Below are 15,194 nucleotides of genomic sequence, written 5' to 3'. Positions count from 1 at the left end.
AGATGAGGAATACGTATAATAAAGGAAGTTTCAGAGCCGGAGAAGACGGGAAAATCTCTCAGGAACTTAGAAAATATGGCAATAAAAAATGGCGAAGGACAGCAAAAGAAGTCATCAAGGATGAGCTAAGCGAAACTTTTACATTTAAAAAAGCCAGAAAGGCCAGACACAAAATAATCTGGGTGAAAATAACGAAAGAATTCAACGGAGTAAAGCGTTCGGATTTCAGAGGATTTTATTCTGAAAAAGAATTCAAAAATGTTTTGAAAGGACCCAACATTCTAAGATTTTTTATAAACAAAGACAAAACAAAAACAAATGAATACATACATTGATATTGGCATAAACCTGACCAATAAACAGTTCTATAATGAACACGAAGAAATTATCAACCGCGCCCTGGATAATGGGGTAGAGCAAATGATCCTCACTGGAACAAGCGTACGCGGAAGCAAAGAATCTGCTGAAATTGCAGAAGAATATCCTGAGATTTTATTTTCTACAGCAGGAATTCATCCCCACGATGCCAAATCTTTTAACCAGGAAAGCATCCGGGAACTTAGAAATCTTTTGAAATTAGATCATGTGATTTCCGTAGGAGAATGCGGACTGGACTTTGACCGGGATTTCTCACCCAGACCCATTCAGGAAAAATGCTACAGAGCCCAGCTGGAATTAGCCGTTGAGGTTGAAAAACCCCTTTTCTTGCATGAAAGATCAGCTTTTAAAAGATTTAATGAAATTACAGATGAATACCTTTCCCGATTACCGGAAGCGGTTGTTCATTGTTTCACGGGAACGCTTGGAGAAGCTAAAATCTATCTTGATAAAGGATTTTATTTAGGATTTACGGGAGCGATAAGTGATGACAAAAGATTTAAACAGCTGGAAGAGGTAATCAAATACACTCCGCTGGACCGGATAATGATAGAAACCGACGCCCCGTTTATGCTTCCGAAAAATATGCCGCGAATGCAGAACCGACGGAACGAACCGTCTTTCCTTCCTTATGTAGCACAGACGATCGCTCACTGGAAGAAGATGAGTATTTCTGAAGTCGCAGAGGAAACCACGGAAACCGCCAGGAATTTTTTCAAACTATAAAAAAGAGCTCTACTGATGAAGTAAAGCTCTTTTTTTATGGTGAAACTGCAAAACCGCAGCTTAACTTTCTTTTCTGTTAAAGACTTTTTATCGCAGATTCCAAAGCCAGTTCCATCATAGGTTTAAGGGCTTTTTCTCTTTCGTCAGCAGAAATTTTTTCGTGGGTAGGAATAATATCGGTTACCGTAAGAATCGTTGCTGCATTTTTTCCTAAATGCTGTGCATTCGCGAATAATCCGAAAGCTTCCATTTCTACTGCAGGACAGTTGTATTTCGTAGCAATGGCAGGAACATTAGGATCTTTTCTGTAGAAAATATCACTGCTGTGTACATTGATCGCTTTGGTCGCTAAAGAAAGCTCCTGAGCCGTTTCATTGATCGTTCCGAAAATATTTCCCTGGTGAGGAAGAATATCATGTTCAATTTCCCATGCATATTTTGCATACGTACTTTCGCTGGCTGCATTTTCAATATTTAAAATATCAAAAAGTTTAAGGTCTGTCGTATAAGCTCCGCACGTTCCGATTCTGATGATGGTATCTACTTCATACTCCGTAAATAATTCAAAAGAATAGATTCCGATGCTCGGAAAGCCCATTCCACTGGCGCCTACAGTGATCTCTTTTCCTTTGTAAAGACCTGTATAATAAAAGATTCCTCTTGTTTTGCTTACCAGTTTAGCATTTTCCAAATAATTTTCAGCAATATATTGTGCACGAAGTGGATCCCCCGGCTGCAATACTACTTTAGCAATTTCTCCTTTTTTTGCACTGATGTGAATACTCATAATGTTATTTTGAAGGGACAAAGATAACAACTTTTAGATTGAAATATCCAAAGGTTTGTATCTCAATAGACTAAGTTTTTTAATCAGGAATTCCTATCATCTGATGGGGTAGTAGATCAAAGACCTGACCGTATTGTAAAAAAGAATCAATAATTTAATGCTCCAAACAAACCTCATCGGTTTCCAAAACCGATGAGATTTAATCAATAATAATCAACAGAGAAAACTAGCACACCATTTATTAATGCCAATACAGTTTCAAAATAGAATAATACAGAAGAAGTATGGGCAGGATCTCCTTCTTATTTTAGCAAAAGTTAAAAGATAAACCATCATGAAAATTGAACATATCGCTTTTTGGGTAAAAGATCTGGAAAAGGTCAGAGAATTTTATCAGAAATATTTTGGAGCCGTTTCCAATGAGAAATACCATAATCCCGTAAAACATTTTCAGTCCTATTTTTTAAGTTTTGATAACGGCTGTCGCCTCGAAATCATGACCCGACCTGATATCCGGGAAAGCGGAAATACATACGATTCCCAGCAATACGGGATCATTCACCTTGCATTCTCAACGGGAAGTAAAGAAAAAGTAGACGAGCTCACTGAAACTTTAAGAAAGGACGGCTATACAATCGCCGGAGAACCGCGTACAACAGGTGATGGCTATTATGAAAGTGTCATTTTAGATCCTGAAAACAACATCATTGAAATAACAGAGTGATTTTGATCTGGAAGAACATTTTAGTTTCGGGTTTGGGGCCGCGTCGAAGACGCGTCCCCAAACCCGAAACTAAAAATCATCTGCACTATTTGCTCAATCCGCGAGAGCCAAAAAAAGCAGAAAAATGACTTTCACCATTAATTGAATCAACATATTTATAAATAATTTATCCCAAATATTATTTAACTGTCAATCATTCACATAAAAATTTTATTCTCTGCGAAATAGTTTTATTTTTGTTAGATGATGGAAACCAAGTCCCCATTTCTAGACACTATTTTTCTGCTGCGAAACAGCGGATCCATTACCGTTTTTTCAAATCTGCAGGAAATTTCTAAAAAAGAAGAACTGGAAGCCGGAGACTATTTTGAAGCAGAGTTCGAAAAAGAGAGACTGGAATTTTTAGCTACTGATGTGAATTGTAATAAAGAAGCTGCAGTTTGGGGAGCTAAAGTTTTGTATCACAGTGCTCAGCTCTATCTGATCCGGGAAAATACATCTAAAGATCTGGATAAACTGATCCCGAAGATGAAAATAACTTCTGATGTTTCTTCAATTCTGTCTGCAGATTTATGCCTGAGGTTTTTACCACAGATTGCTTCCGTGTTGCAGACTGCGGATCCTTATGACCCACTCGTGAAGATTCTGGAAGATATTCTCACACAATTTCATTATTCAGGAATAGGATATCCGCTGAATGTAGAGAAAATAAACTGGGAAAAAGAGCTTCAGGATAAGGTGTACCGGAAATTGTATCTCGAAAGAATTGTTGAAAAGAAAGCGTATGCACTTGCTGAAATTCCTTATATCAACAGATTGCTGATGGCAGAATTTGGGCTGCATAAGGAGATGTACTGGCGGGATTTGAAGATTGTTGCCAATGGAGATTAATCACGTTTCAACTTGAATACATACCTTTTTTCCGAAACTCTCGTTTACTTTTAATATCGATCTTGCTTTCTCACTGATCAAAAGTGAATTTATATATTTTTTATGATTAAGATTTTTCATTAAATAAATACTAATGACTCAAAATATTACAAAACTCAATACCGTTCTCAACTACGTAAAAGACACCTTCGTAGGAAAAAATGATGTCGTCGACCTGTTGGGAATATGTCTTCTGGCTAAAGAAAACGCATTTCTGTATGGGCCTCCAGGAACCGCAAAATCTGCGATTGTAAGAACGCTGTCCAAAACAGTGAAAGACGGCAAAAACTTTGAATATCTGCTGACCCGTTTCACAGAACCGAACGAAATTTTCGGACCGTTTGATATCAGAAAATTAAAAGAGGGTGAACTTCTTACCAATACCGAAGGCATGATGCCGGAAGCTTCACTGGTTTTCCTGGATGAGATTTTCAATGCGAATTCTGCCATCCTGAATTCACTGCTAATGGCTCTGAACGAGAAAATTTTCAAAAGAGGAAAAGAAACAAAACATTTGCCTACGCTTATGTTCGTAGGGGCCAGTAATGTTCTTCCCGAAGATGAATCTCTAAACGCATTATTTGACCGTTTTCTGGTGAGAATTAATGTAGATTATGTAAATCCTGAGCTTCTTCAACAGGTACTTCTGGCTGGAAGAAAGCTAGAGAACGAAACGGAAACCGATATTCCTGAAATTCTTGCAAACGAAATCAGAGAACTTCAGAATCTGTGTAAAGCAGTGGATTTGAGACCTATCTACGAAGTCTATTTAAATACCATCATCAGCTTAAGAAATACGGGAATTGCTATTTCCGACCGTAGAGCGGTAAAACTTCAGAACCTGATCGCGGCCAGTGCCCTGATCTGCGGAAGAAATGAAGCCGTTCTTTCCGACCTTTGGGTACTGAAACATATCTGGGACACGGAAGAACAGATCGAAATTCTAGAAGGAATCATCAACAGAACCATTGAAAAAGATGACAACCCGAAATCCCATCCACAAGCGATGCAGAACAAAACTCCTAATCCGGAGGAAGTGATGAAGGACGTAAAGATCCTTGTGGAAAAATGGAACAGCGGAACGTTGAGTTTTGAAGAACAAAATGTAATCAAAGATAAATTGAGATACCTGCAGACCCGTTGCGACTGGATCAGAAATCCGGAGCAAAAGCAATATATTCAGCAAGAAATTGAAAGCTTATGGCAGAAGATCCTTCAAACGGTGTAAAAGAATTCTGGGCAGAACTTCCCCGGGCCGATGAAGATTTTCTGGGCAGCATCAGGGATTGGAAAAATGTGCAGATTGCAGTAGATGACGACACGGTTTGGTTGAAAGGCTTCACCGAAGAGCAGGCTATCTCCGCAGATATCCAGCAGCTGCCTAATTTTATGCTGTACGAACTGCGTGACGGACTTTTATTCAAAAAAGAAGCACTGGTACCCAGCAAAAAAATGAGAACAGCTTTGCTCTGGTCTCCGATAGATAAAGCATTGCGTCTTGCTTTTCCTGCTTCCAATAATAATTATTTTGGGATCAGTGAAAAAGTGGAAGTGAGATTGAAACCGGGAAATGAAGAACATCCTGCTGTAGCACTATTAAGCTCAATAACAGAAATTAAAGATAGTATTCCTGCACAGCCGAATTTCAAACTGGAAAAGATAGAATGGACGGTGATTGATGATAAAGCCCTGTTTCTCGGAACACCGCTGTTGAGCCTGCCGGGAAAAACATATTGGACCAGAGATGGTCACCTTTTGCCTTCAGGTTTTGATTTTGAATTTAAAAATTTGAGTTCACTCCTGCAGCAGCAATATAACAAAGCGTCGGACAAATGGCTGTTATGGAACGAAGACGGAACTTATCTTCCTGTGAAAAAAGAGGATTTCCGAAAGCTGTCCGTAAGCTCATTCCGCCTTACTGAAAAAACAAAAGAATGGATTTAAACGAATATTTCCAGTCATACGAAAACTACTTTTGGGAGTGGGAAACCGACGAGGATATCGCCGGAGATTCCGGGTACCATGATCATAATCTCATCTCGATTCCGGGTGTTGGGGCAATAGCCTACAGACCTTATGTGATGGAGATACTGAAAGAGCTACAGCCACAGGGATGGCCTCCTTTCGGGGCATTGCTGATGGTTTTGTACGCGATGCAGGACGGTTACACCGATTTTGCAGGTCCTCTGAAACATACGGCTAATTTTCACAGCATTGGAAATTTCGACTTCACCGCAGAGAAGAGTATCGAGTTTCTTGAAAAGCTGAAGTCATTAAACAGAGTTTACAAACATGGACAGAACAGGATCGTTCTGTTTCAGACCCTTTTTCAGGATGCCCACAATAGGATAGCTCCCGGCAAAGCAGAAATGATTCTGACAATCTACTATAAAAGGCCCTACATGCTGGCGGCAAGTGCGGAGAAAAAATATGCAGGACCATCCGCCATCAACAGAGATTTAAGCGCCCTTGATTTATTGAATGAAAAATTTCCTACCGTACAGTCTATCATTGATGCTATGCGCGATCACATCGATGAACCTGAGCTGGACGATGAAGTTGTAGAGGAAGAAACTACCGTAGAAACCGATAAAGATTTTATCCAGCAACTCATCGAAGAGCCGAAAACTTTTCAGGTAGGAAGTCTGATCAAAAGAATCTGGAGCGGACTGAGAATTCCCATGCGTCATTTATCTCCCGGGGAACAACCCATCGGGGGAATTTCTGATATGGCGAATAAAGGCGACCTCCACAGAATGCTGCTTTCCGAATTTGCCAATGAAGATGAGGTGTTCATGAACCGTGTCGCAAATAATGAAGCCCTGTACATCCAGAGAGAGATTCCGCCGGAAGAAAATATATTTGAAAGAGCCATTTTAATTGATACTTCCCTGAGAAACTGGGGAACCCCAAAAGTATTAGCGTTTGCATCGGCTATTGCAGTGATCAGACATCCGAAAGCCCATTCTGAATGTAAGGTTTTTGCATTAGGACAGGCCGGATTACCGGTGTCTCTTGATAAAACGGAAGACGTTATTGAAAACCTGAATCAGGTAAGTCCTATTCTGGAAGTTTCGGAAGCGCTGGCGAAATTTTTTAATGAAGATCATCGGGAAAAAGACCTTGAAGTGTTCTTCATTACCCATCAGGAAAATCTTGCCGATGAAAAAGTTCGGAAAGTGATCCACGAAAACAGGGACCGCCTGAAATTCCTGATTACGACTTCCTCAGATGGCGAACTGAATTTTTATAAGCATCATAAAGGAGCCCGGAAACACATCCAAAAGATAAAACTTCCGCTACAGGAATTATGGGCTAATCCGCCACAGCGTAAACTGAAAGCGACTTCCATTAATGGCAAGAAAACGGATCTTCCACAAAATTATCCGATCCTGTTTCCGACACCTTCCAATAAAATTGCGCAGTTTTTATACGAAGGCGAATTTTATATTTTAAGTTCAAAAAAACAGCTGCTGAAAACGTATCTTTCTGATAATTATTATGACCGCAGCTCCTACGATTATTACAAAACGTATCATGGATGCGAAGTCCTGATCGAAGATATTTCCGTAAAACCGAGAGGACAGTTTGCCCTGGCGAAAAATAAGCAGCAACAGTTTATCCTTTGCCAGTATCAGCCGGATAAAAAACTCATTTCCAAACTGAATCTGAACACAAAAGAATATTCTGAATTCAACGTTACGGGATTGAATATTCAGAGTTCCTATCATCTGACCTATTTCAGCAGGAATTTTTATCTGCACCAGCCTACGAATTCTTCTCTTTATAAAATCAGTTTAGAGGGGAATTTATCTGTAGAATCCGTTTTTAATGATGACCGTGAAATAGATAAAAATATTGCAAAAGCTGAAACGGAAGTGGCGAAGCTGAACCGAAGTGGAATGAAGATCATTAGCAATTTCAACCGGATGGGAATCAATGAAAATAATAATCTGGTGATCTCAGGAAATGAACTGTGCAGATTGTATGATAATTCACTAAACCTTTACAAAAACAGATTTACGGTGAAGATTCTTGCTGAGCAGAACAAAAATAAATTTACATTTCAGGACGGCAGTGAAATCATTACAGATGCCCGTGGAATGCTTACTTTTAATAGTAGCAATACAGGAATTCCCACATTTTATATTCCCTCCACGGAGTATGGTTTTCTTGCATTGTCCACAAATACAGAGTATGGAGGTTCAGAATATTATCTTCCGAAGCAGACGCTTTTGAAAGTAAAAACCCTGGACGAAATGTATTCCCAGTATTTAACATCATTTATTGATCAAATCCTGGATTATGGAGCTTAGAATAAAACCTTTTCCGAAAAACAGCTATCCTAAGAAAGGGGTTTTGATCAAGGACCCGTCACCGAAGGTATGGCTTCACGAAATGGAAGTATTGGGACTCGATCTCAATAAAGTAAAATCCTATGCAATTCCGGCAGATCAGCCTAATGTTCTGTACGGATGTCTGCTGGTATTTTATCATGAAGCTCCTCAGGAAATTGGAAAGAATGCCTATTTCCAATGTGTAGACGATCAAATTTTTATCCCTGAAAATACTATATTCTACCCAAAGATCAATCCTGAAGACTGGCAGTCTGCAGGAACAAGATTGATGATTATGCATCCGGAATTTGGATTTGTAAAACTGTCAGAAGAAATAGACTGGCTTTCTGTGCTACAGGAACCAGAAATAACACAAGGTAAAGTAAGAAAACCATCGAATGGCGTGAAAACCCCTCAATACATCGAGAGTTTTACGGTTGAGATGGATGATGAGAAAATTCTGGCCGCCCTTCAGCAACCGAAGAACGAAGAAGAATGGATGAAAAACCTGCCTTTTGACCTTAAAAAAGTGATGGACGGAAATAAAAAAGAGATTGAAAAATATTTACAATATATAGAAAAATATCCTGACAGAGCGGTTGATCTGGGAGTGCCATTGGATATTATGGGAACTTCCCGTGGTGATGGCTTTGGAAATTTTACATTTGGAAACAGCTGGCTGAGCACCTTGTTCGGAGGCTCCGGAGATAAAAAAGAAACGGCTGGAACCCGCAATTTCCGTAGAATATTCTGGGCTGTTGTCGTCATTGCGATACTATTCAGGATTTTCATGCCTTCAGATAAAGACAAGACGCTGAAAGAAGATTTTCTCGTTTCATCAGGTAAAATCATGAACGGTGCTGATAAAGCCCGCGCCGATATGATCGCGTACCAGTCCGGCGTGACGGATATTGACATGAAAATTGATTCCATTTACGGAAAGACAAGAAAAAAACTGTCCCGTGAATATTCTACAGCCGGTGCCGCGATGTCAAAAGATCAAAACGAAAGAGAACAATATAAAAAAGCAGGCGGCAGAAACCTTGGCGAGGTTGGTAACGACATAGAAAAACTCAACAGCAGAGAAAAGAACAGCAGAGATTCCCTGAAAATCGTATACTCAAAAAAGATAACGAAGCATCTGGTTCAGCAGGAAGCGACCATGAAACGCCGCATTTCAGATTCCCTGAAGCAATACAGTAAGGGAAAACCTGTGAATGGCGAGGTTGTAAAATTTGTTTTAAAGAAAAAGCAGGTGCTCATGGCAGATTCTCTTGGAAAATTGTATGGAACACTTGATATGATGGAGCTTCCTCCGTCTCCAATTAAAGATTCAAAAATAGGAAAACTCGAGTCCGGCGAAAGCAGTTCACCTGAAAAAACAAAAGTTTCGGATATCCTCTATCTTGTGATTTTTATGTTTGGAGCGGTAGGAATTTATTCTTTTATCTTCAAAAGAAAATCTTTAAACCTTGGCGGAGACAGTGTTCCGCTTTGGGTGAAGATTATTTTGTCGGTATTCCTTGTGTCCATGCTGGTGTATCTGTTTTATCCACTGATAAAAATGTTCGGTTACAACTGGTTTGTATGGATTCTGGTGATCTGTGTCATCCTTCTCCTTTACAGGCTGTTCAGTGAAGACAAAACCATTTTAAACCCTGACAACGATGAATAAACAGAAATTTATAGACAAATTCCTGCTCGCATTTATGATCCTGGCGGTGTTTAAAATCATTGGGATAGGAGCACAGCTGTTTCACGAAAGCTTTTGGAGTGTTGTAGGAACGTTGGCTATTTTCCTTGTGGTAGCTTTTATTATCATGATAGTAATCACTGCGCTAAAAGATAAGGAACAGAATAGAAATAATTCCGGCAGACGGGGTTCAGGGGGTGGAAATTTCTACCTCGAAGCCTCTTTATTTGACAGGATCCGAAGTAAATATGAAGAACTTGCTGAAAAATATATCGCAGAAAACGATTACAAAAAAGCGGCTAAAGTATATATGAATCTCCTTCAGGACAATTTCCGCGGGGCGAAAACACTGGAAGACGGCGGTTTCTACAATGAAGCGGCAGCGGTGTATCTGAAAAAATTAAACAATAAATCAGAAGCTGCCTCATGCTTTGAAAAGGCAAAACAGTACAAAAAAGCAATTGACCTGTACAAAGAATTGCAACAGAAAGAAAAAGTAGGGGATCTTTACCGGGAAATTAATGATATAAAAAATGCCCACATCTATTATCAGATGGTTGCAGATGATTATACAGGCAATAATCAGATGGTAAAAGCCTCTTTGGTATACAGCAAAAAGATGGAGCAGCCAGAAGAAGCCCAGGAAATTCTGCTGAAAGGCTGGGAGGAAGATAAAGACGCCTTCAACTGTCTGAATAACTATTTCGCCAATGTTTTTGATATCGGAAAACTGGAAAAGGAAATCCAGAAGCTTTATCAGAAAACACCGTCCTATAAAAAGACGACCTACCTTGAAGCCATGAAACATGAGTTTAAAAAAGATCATAAACTACAGCCTGTAACACGGAGTATCGCCTATGAAATTATTGCAGAAAAGGTAGGTACACGTTCTGAGATCATTAATGAACTGAAATATTTTAACCCTGATGACAGTGTGATCTTGAAGGATATTTCGAGGTTTAAGACGGGGAGGAATAAGATGTTGAGGAATTGAAAAATTAAAGATTTTAAAGATTTAAAAAATGGCAGGTGGCTTCGAGTTGCCTCAGCCACCTAGAACTGTAGCCTTAGTTTTAATGAAATACTTTCTTTATGAATGAGGCAGTTATTTTAAAATTTAAAGATTTAGAAATTCAAGCATTAAAAGATAAGAAGAAATTTCTTACATCGACAAATACAAGGTGGCTGAGGAACTCGAAGCCACCGCCTAAATAGTTTTTCCACTTAAAATATTCCCCTGCTCGGTGAGCAAAAGCATTATTTTCATTGCTGAAAAACAATTTTTCCTATCTTTGCGCCATAAAATTATGACACTACAAAGAGCACATATCAATGTAAATCTATGCGATAGCCCTTCAATAAAAGGATTATTCGGATACGAATGGATGATATGGAATGAGGCGAAATGTGCTTGCTTTGAAAATTATTTACAATAAACCCGTAAGAATTTAAACAAAATACCACAGAAACGCCTCGATAACTCGAGGCGTTTCTTGTGTTTTAGGCCATAAATTATTTAGAATGAAAAAAAATAACCGTAAAAACAAAAATTTTTTAATTAACAATGACAATTTAATACGATAAATAAGAGTGATAAGTAACCCGATGAGAGACAGTCATTTAGGTATTTAAGAGATCCGCAGGATATTGTGGACGGTTATTCTATATGCTGAAAATTGAATTTAACTTATTGATTATCAAATATTTAAACGAAAAATAAATTTGCAGATTAAAAAATTTCATACTTACTTTGCAACCGAAAATTGAAAGCAACAGGTTTTCAGGATTCAAAACTTTTTAAATAACAAGAATATAATGAAACAATTACATAACATATCTAATCAGTATTCAGGACTAGACGGACAGGATCCGAAAGGATATACATGTATTCTGAATAGTGAATTTATTGATAAAAGGTGCTTATATACGTAGGTCTCAGTGATCTGACACGTCAAAATATATACAGCACCTCCCGAAAAGAGGTGCTTTTTTTATGGTTTCTTTAGCTTATTTGGTAAAGCGCCGGTCTGTGGAACCGGAGAACAGGGTTCGATCCCCGAAGATACCCAAAAGTAAAAGTAAATGTGAATGGTCAATGGTGAATTGGAAATTTAAAATTGACAGGTTAAGCGAATTGACAATTGACCATTCACAGTAAAAAACAATCTCATAGCTCAATTGGTCAGAGCACCGGTCTTTTAAACCGGGGGTTGAAGGTTCAATTCCTTCTGGGATTACGATAGATGTTAGAGACTAGAAATTAGAAGTTAGAAGATGAAAAATAAGAGTCATCGTTTGACAAATAATTATCATTCATCAAGCATCATTCATCAATTATTGATTCTGTAGCTCAACCGGATAGAGCGTTGGTTTTCTAAACCGAAGGTTAGAGGTTCGATTCCTCTCAGAATTACAAAAAGGTCTATTGAGGTAAAGGCTAACCTGCCCGACTGTCTCTTGGGCACTGCGGGTTCGATTCCCGCATAGACCGCAAAGGTTCATGGAAAATTTTAATCCCGGCTGTCTCCCGGAAAAGAAATTGGAAGCAGAACCTTAAAAACTGGAAAGATAACGGTGGTTGTTTACCCGTCTTGGACGCGGGAGGTCGCAAGTTCGAATCTTGCTTTCCAGACAAGTTTTGCCAAAGGCAAAAGTGAATGGTCAATTATGAATTTTGCTTCGCAAGTGAATTTAAAAAAAATTGACAGTACAACGAATTGACAATTGACCATTCACAAATAAAAAACAATTTCGTAGCTCAAGTGGTTAGAGTGTCGGTCTGATACGCCGAAGGTTGAAGGTTCGAGTCCTTCCGGAATTACAAAAGATGAAAAAGTGAATGGTCAATTGTGAATTTTGCTTCGCAAGTGAATTTGAAAATTGACAACAAAGCGGATTGATAATTTGCCATTCACAATTCACATAAAAAAATGATTTCGTAGCTCAATGGTAGAGCGCCGGTCTGTTAAACCGGAAGTTGAAAGTTCGAATCTTTCCGGAATCGCAGATAACTAAATGTTAATTGTTTCAAAAGAGAAGAAATAAGGTGGGTCAAGAGCAGAAGATCTTTACGCCAAATATGGAAAATACCGACAGCCTTTTTCTTTTTTTATTGAGAAGTTAGATGTTAGAAATTAAAAGTGGTGTGAAAATTCACTATCAACTATCAATTATCATTTATAATCACATCTGATGGTTCGCCGTAGTGGAAGAGTCGGGGCGGTCTACAAAACCGTTGCGTAAGCTGAGTGGGTTTAAAATGAGAAACATTCGTGAATTCAATAAAAAAATAAAATGGTTATGAACAATCCCATAACCATCTCAAATAACTAAAATGAGATTAGTTCCGGAGAAAAAGTAAAAGTTTGTCGAGCGAAGAAGTTCTTATATCAAACAAAAAATTAAGACAGGCTTTGTTTTTTTCCAAATAGAAATTAGAGGTTAGAAGTTAGAAATTAGAAATTAGAGGGAGTTGTAAGATTACATATCACTTATCATTTATAAAATTTAGTTAGTTCAGAAGAAAAAATAAAAGTTTGTCAGGCGCAGAAGTTCTTATATCAAACAAAAAATTAAGACAGGCTTTGTTTTTCTTCAAAGAGAGGTTAGAGATTAGAAGTTAGAAATTGCTCATTACTAATTACCTATTACTCATCATACTGGAAGCTCGCCGGAGTTGGAGAGCCGGGGCAGACTGTAAATCTGTTGCTTTATTGCTGAGTAGGTTCGAATCCTACCGCTTCCACAAAAACCGCTGGTAATGTAATGGCAGCATGCAGGAAAAGTACTCTTGTTGTTCAGGTTCGATTCCTGGTCAGTTGGTTTAAAACGCTCCATTCGTCTAACGGCTAGGACGCCTGCCTTTCGAGCAGATGATAAGGGTTCGATTCCCTTATGGAGTACAAAATGTGAATGGTCAAAAATCAATTGTGAATAAATAATACCATGAAAGTTCAGATCGAGGAGATAAAATTGATCCGATCATTCACAATTTTATAAGTAATGAGTAATAGCAATGAGTAATCAATTGTGAATGGTCAATAAGTCAATTTTTAAAATTACTGATTACCTATTACTCACTATTAATAAAACCTGCAGAAATGGCGGAACTGGCAGACGCGCTTGATTTAGGATCAAGATATTGAGGGTTCGAATCCCTTTTTCTGTACAAAACATGAATGATGAGAGATGATTGATGAATGATAAATGCCAATAGGACTATGTCGGGATGACTCATTGCTCATTACCAATTACTCATTATTAATAACCAAGGAAGAGTGGTGTACAAGGTGTGCACGCTAGTCTGAAAAACTAGAGGTACAGGTTCGATTCCTGTCTGTTCCACCAAAACATAAATGATGATGACAAGATAGTATCAATTATCAATCATCATCCATCAATTATAAAAAAACTCTGATAGTGTAATGGCAGCATCTCAGTCTCCAAAACTGATGGTATCGGTTCGAGTCCGGTTCGGAGTGCAAAAAATGAAGGTCAATAGTGAATTGTCAATGGTGAATTTTATAAAATTGACCGTAAAACGGATTGACAATTCACAATTGATAAATTAATATAAAACAGAATTTAAAACATGTAAAAAAATGGAAACGCAACAAGAAGTATGGCAGAATATGAAAGGAAATTTTTTCCAAAAACCTATCACACAGCTGGTAGAAGAAGCCATCATCCGCGAACAGGCTAACGGTCACCGCCTGAAAGTATGTGTGGGCTCAGATTCCCACGTGTACGGCGAAGCGATCAATTATGCTACAGCAGTAGTATTTGTCCGTGAGGGAAAAGGAGCGTTTACCTTTATCAGAAAAGAAAGAGAAATACAGAAGATCAGTATCAAAGAACGAATGCTGAACGAGGTCAACAGATCCGTAGAAATTGCTTACGCTATCTGTGCCGTTCTGGATGCTTATGGTGTGGAAATGGAGGTACACGCAGACATTAATACCGACCCTGATTTTAAGTCAAATGCAGCATTGAAAGATGCTATGGGCTATATTCTGGGAATGGGCTATGTGTTTAAAGCAAAACCTTACGCATTCGCAAGTACCAATTGTGCTGATATGATGGTTTAATAAATAAAGATTGTATTCAAAGGCTTTCGGGCTTAAAAAATAACAGGATGGAAATCACCAAAAGATTATTATTTCTGGATGATATAAGATACCCGATTGAGGCGTTTCATTATACCAAACAGGATATTTTCCTCAAAAAAGACTGGCATATTGTTCGAAATTACGAGCAGTTTGTTAACAGAATTATGGAAAAAGGACTTCCGGAACTCATTTCTTTTGACCATGACCTGGCAGATGTACATTATCTGAAGCCCAATGCTGACGAGTACACTGAAAAAACAGGCTACGATTGTGCCAAATGGCTGGTAGAATATTGTATGGATAACTATTTGGATCTCCCAAAATTCTATTGTCATTCCATGAATCCGGTGGGCAAGAAGAATATTCTAAGCCTTTTGGAAAATTTTAAACAACTATAATCAACATTTTTAGATCAGCGCAAAAAGATTGCGTAATTACTTTTTTACTTTGCAGAATCATCATATCAAAGATGATGGAAAGGAAGAATCTGAAGATGATTGATCTAAAGGCC

Annotated in this window: 12 protein-coding genes and 12 tRNA genes; 23 read left to right on the top strand and 1 reads right to left on the bottom strand. The window is 38.4% G+C overall.

What is annotated here, in order from left to right:
• Positions 1-2 precede the first annotated feature (2 nt).
• Together N0B48_RS05600 and N0B48_RS05595 are read left to right on the top strand one after the other, a co-directional pair.
• A complete protein-coding gene (locus tag N0B48_RS05600; protein ID WP_259837342.1) occupies positions 3-335 on the top strand; it encodes a hypothetical protein in 333 nt (110 codons plus the stop codon).
• Entirely contained in the window at positions 319-1,104 is a 786-nt protein-coding gene (locus N0B48_RS05595; protein ID WP_259837341.1) for a TatD family hydrolase, read from the top strand. The genes N0B48_RS05600 and N0B48_RS05595 overlap by 17 nt, the downstream gene beginning before the upstream one ends.
• A gap of 76 nt (positions 1,105-1,180) precedes the next feature.
• Here N0B48_RS05595 and deoD read toward each other — a convergent pair whose 3' ends face one another.
• Positions 1,181-1,891 carry a purine-nucleoside phosphorylase gene (gene deoD / locus N0B48_RS05590; protein ID WP_259837339.1) on the bottom strand — a complete coding sequence of 237 codons (711 nt, stop codon included), beginning with the start codon at positions 1,889-1,891 and terminating at the stop codon, positions 1,181-1,183.
• A 334-nt stretch (positions 1,892-2,225) separates the two neighbouring features.
• On the opposite strand from deoD, the gene N0B48_RS05585 reads away from it, so the two are divergent.
• From N0B48_RS05585 to N0B48_RS05485, 21 genes are all read left to right on the top strand, one after another.
• Positions 2,226-2,615: a VOC family protein gene (locus N0B48_RS05585; RefSeq protein ID WP_259837337.1), complete on the top strand. Its 390-nt coding sequence runs from the start codon at positions 2,226-2,228 to the stop codon at positions 2,613-2,615.
• Between the two features lie 243 nt (positions 2,616-2,858).
• Entirely contained in the window at positions 2,859-3,506 is a 648-nt protein-coding gene (locus N0B48_RS05580) for a conflict system bpX4 domain-containing protein (RefSeq protein ID WP_259837335.1), read from the top strand.
• 133 nt (positions 3,507-3,639) lie between these two features.
• Complete coding sequence (locus N0B48_RS05575) at positions 3,640-4,773, top strand: AAA family ATPase (RefSeq protein ID WP_259837333.1); 1,134 nt, start codon at positions 3,640-3,642, stop codon at positions 4,771-4,773.
• Positions 4,746-5,489, top strand: coding sequence for a hypothetical protein (locus N0B48_RS05570; protein ID WP_259837331.1), 744 nt, complete (start codon positions 4,746-4,748; stop codon positions 5,487-5,489). Before N0B48_RS05575 ends, N0B48_RS05570 begins: the two co-directional genes overlap by 28 nt.
• The gene (locus tag N0B48_RS05565) at positions 5,480-7,861 is read left to right on the top strand and encodes a hypothetical protein (RefSeq protein ID WP_259837329.1); all 2,382 of its coding nucleotides are present in this window, start codon (positions 5,480-5,482) and stop codon (positions 7,859-7,861) included. Before N0B48_RS05570 ends, N0B48_RS05565 begins: the two co-directional genes overlap by 10 nt.
• Positions 7,851-9,557 carry a bpX3 domain-containing protein gene (locus tag N0B48_RS05560; RefSeq protein ID WP_259837328.1) on the top strand — a complete coding sequence of 569 codons (1,707 nt, stop codon included), beginning with the start codon at positions 7,851-7,853 and terminating at the stop codon, positions 9,555-9,557. Before N0B48_RS05565 ends, N0B48_RS05560 begins: the two co-directional genes overlap by 11 nt.
• Positions 9,550-10,569: a soluble NSF attachment family protein gene (locus tag N0B48_RS05555; protein ID WP_259837327.1), complete on the top strand. Its 1,020-nt coding sequence runs from the start codon at positions 9,550-9,552 to the stop codon at positions 10,567-10,569. Before N0B48_RS05560 ends, N0B48_RS05555 begins: the two co-directional genes overlap by 8 nt.
• 1,001 nt (positions 10,570-11,570) lie before the next feature.
• Positions 11,571-11,643, top strand: a tRNA-His gene (locus N0B48_RS05550).
• Positions 11,644-11,738: 95 nt separating this feature from the next.
• Positions 11,739-11,812: transfer RNA gene (locus N0B48_RS05545), tRNA-Lys, on the top strand.
• 102 nt (positions 11,813-11,914) lie between these two features.
• A tRNA-Arg gene (locus N0B48_RS05540) sits at positions 11,915-11,988 on the top strand.
• A gap of 6 nt (positions 11,989-11,994) precedes the next feature.
• Positions 11,995-12,066: transfer RNA gene (locus N0B48_RS05535), tRNA-Asp, on the top strand.
• Between the two features lie 69 nt (positions 12,067-12,135).
• Positions 12,136-12,207 (top strand) — tRNA-Pro (locus N0B48_RS05530).
• A 115-nt stretch (positions 12,208-12,322) separates the two neighbouring features.
• Positions 12,323-12,396: transfer RNA gene (locus N0B48_RS05525), tRNA-Ile, on the top strand.
• 111 nt (positions 12,397-12,507) lie between these two features.
• A tRNA-Asn gene (locus tag N0B48_RS05520) sits at positions 12,508-12,579 on the top strand.
• Positions 12,580-13,236: 657 nt separating this feature from the next.
• Positions 13,237-13,320, top strand: a tRNA-Tyr gene (locus N0B48_RS05515).
• Between the two features lie 85 nt (positions 13,321-13,405).
• A tRNA-Glu gene (locus tag N0B48_RS05510) sits at positions 13,406-13,477 on the top strand.
• Positions 13,478-13,669: 192 nt separating this feature from the next.
• Positions 13,670-13,743: transfer RNA gene (locus N0B48_RS05505), tRNA-Leu, on the top strand.
• A 103-nt stretch (positions 13,744-13,846) separates the two neighbouring features.
• Positions 13,847-13,922 (top strand) — tRNA-Phe (locus tag N0B48_RS05500).
• A 63-nt stretch (positions 13,923-13,985) separates the two neighbouring features.
• Positions 13,986-14,056, top strand: a tRNA-Trp gene (locus N0B48_RS05495).
• A 120-nt stretch (positions 14,057-14,176) separates the two neighbouring features.
• Positions 14,177-14,662: a ribonuclease H-like YkuK family protein gene (locus tag N0B48_RS05490; RefSeq protein WP_259837326.1), complete on the top strand. Its 486-nt coding sequence runs from the start codon at positions 14,177-14,179 to the stop codon at positions 14,660-14,662.
• Between the two features lie 47 nt (positions 14,663-14,709).
• A complete protein-coding gene (locus N0B48_RS05485; protein WP_259837324.1) occupies positions 14,710-15,081 on the top strand; it encodes a cyclic-phosphate processing receiver domain-containing protein in 372 nt (123 codons plus the stop codon).
• Positions 15,082-15,194: the final 113 nt, after the last annotated feature.

It is taken from the genome of Chryseobacterium herbae (genome assembly GCF_025154075.1).
GTDB lineage: Bacteria > Bacteroidota > Bacteroidia > Flavobacteriales > Weeksellaceae > Chryseobacterium > Chryseobacterium herbae.
The sequence above is the reverse complement of the archived record's forward strand: the minus strand, read 5'-3'. Positions and strand labels throughout refer to the sequence as shown.

Coding starts and splice junctions, on each gene's coding strand:
- N0B48_RS05555 (WP_259837327.1), top strand. CDS start 9,550: ATGAATAAACAGAAATTTATAGACAAATTCCTGCTCGCATTTATGATC.
- N0B48_RS05570 (WP_259837331.1), top strand. CDS start 4,746: ATGGCAGAAGATCCTTCAAACGGTGTAAAAGAATTCTGGGCAGAACTT.
- N0B48_RS05560 (WP_259837328.1), top strand. CDS start 7,851: ATGGAGCTTAGAATAAAACCTTTTCCGAAAAACAGCTATCCTAAGAAA.
- N0B48_RS05580 (WP_259837335.1), top strand. CDS start 2,859: ATGATGGAAACCAAGTCCCCATTTCTAGACACTATTTTTCTGCTGCGA.
- N0B48_RS05585 (WP_259837337.1), top strand. CDS start 2,226: ATGAAAATTGAACATATCGCTTTTTGGGTAAAAGATCTGGAAAAGGTC.
- deoD (WP_259837339.1), bottom strand. CDS start 1,891: ATGAGTATTCACATCAGTGCAAAAAAAGGAGAAATTGCTAAAGTAGTA.
- N0B48_RS05600 (WP_259837342.1), top strand. CDS start 3: ATGAGGAATACGTATAATAAAGGAAGTTTCAGAGCCGGAGAAGACGGG.
- N0B48_RS05575 (WP_259837333.1), top strand. CDS start 3,640: ATGACTCAAAATATTACAAAACTCAATACCGTTCTCAACTACGTAAAA.
- N0B48_RS05565 (WP_259837329.1), top strand. CDS start 5,480: ATGGATTTAAACGAATATTTCCAGTCATACGAAAACTACTTTTGGGAG.
- N0B48_RS05485 (WP_259837324.1), top strand. CDS start 14,710: ATGGAAATCACCAAAAGATTATTATTTCTGGATGATATAAGATACCCG.
- N0B48_RS05490 (WP_259837326.1), top strand. CDS start 14,177: ATGGAAACGCAACAAGAAGTATGGCAGAATATGAAAGGAAATTTTTTC.
- N0B48_RS05595 (WP_259837341.1), top strand. CDS start 319: ATGAATACATACATTGATATTGGCATAAACCTGACCAATAAACAGTTC.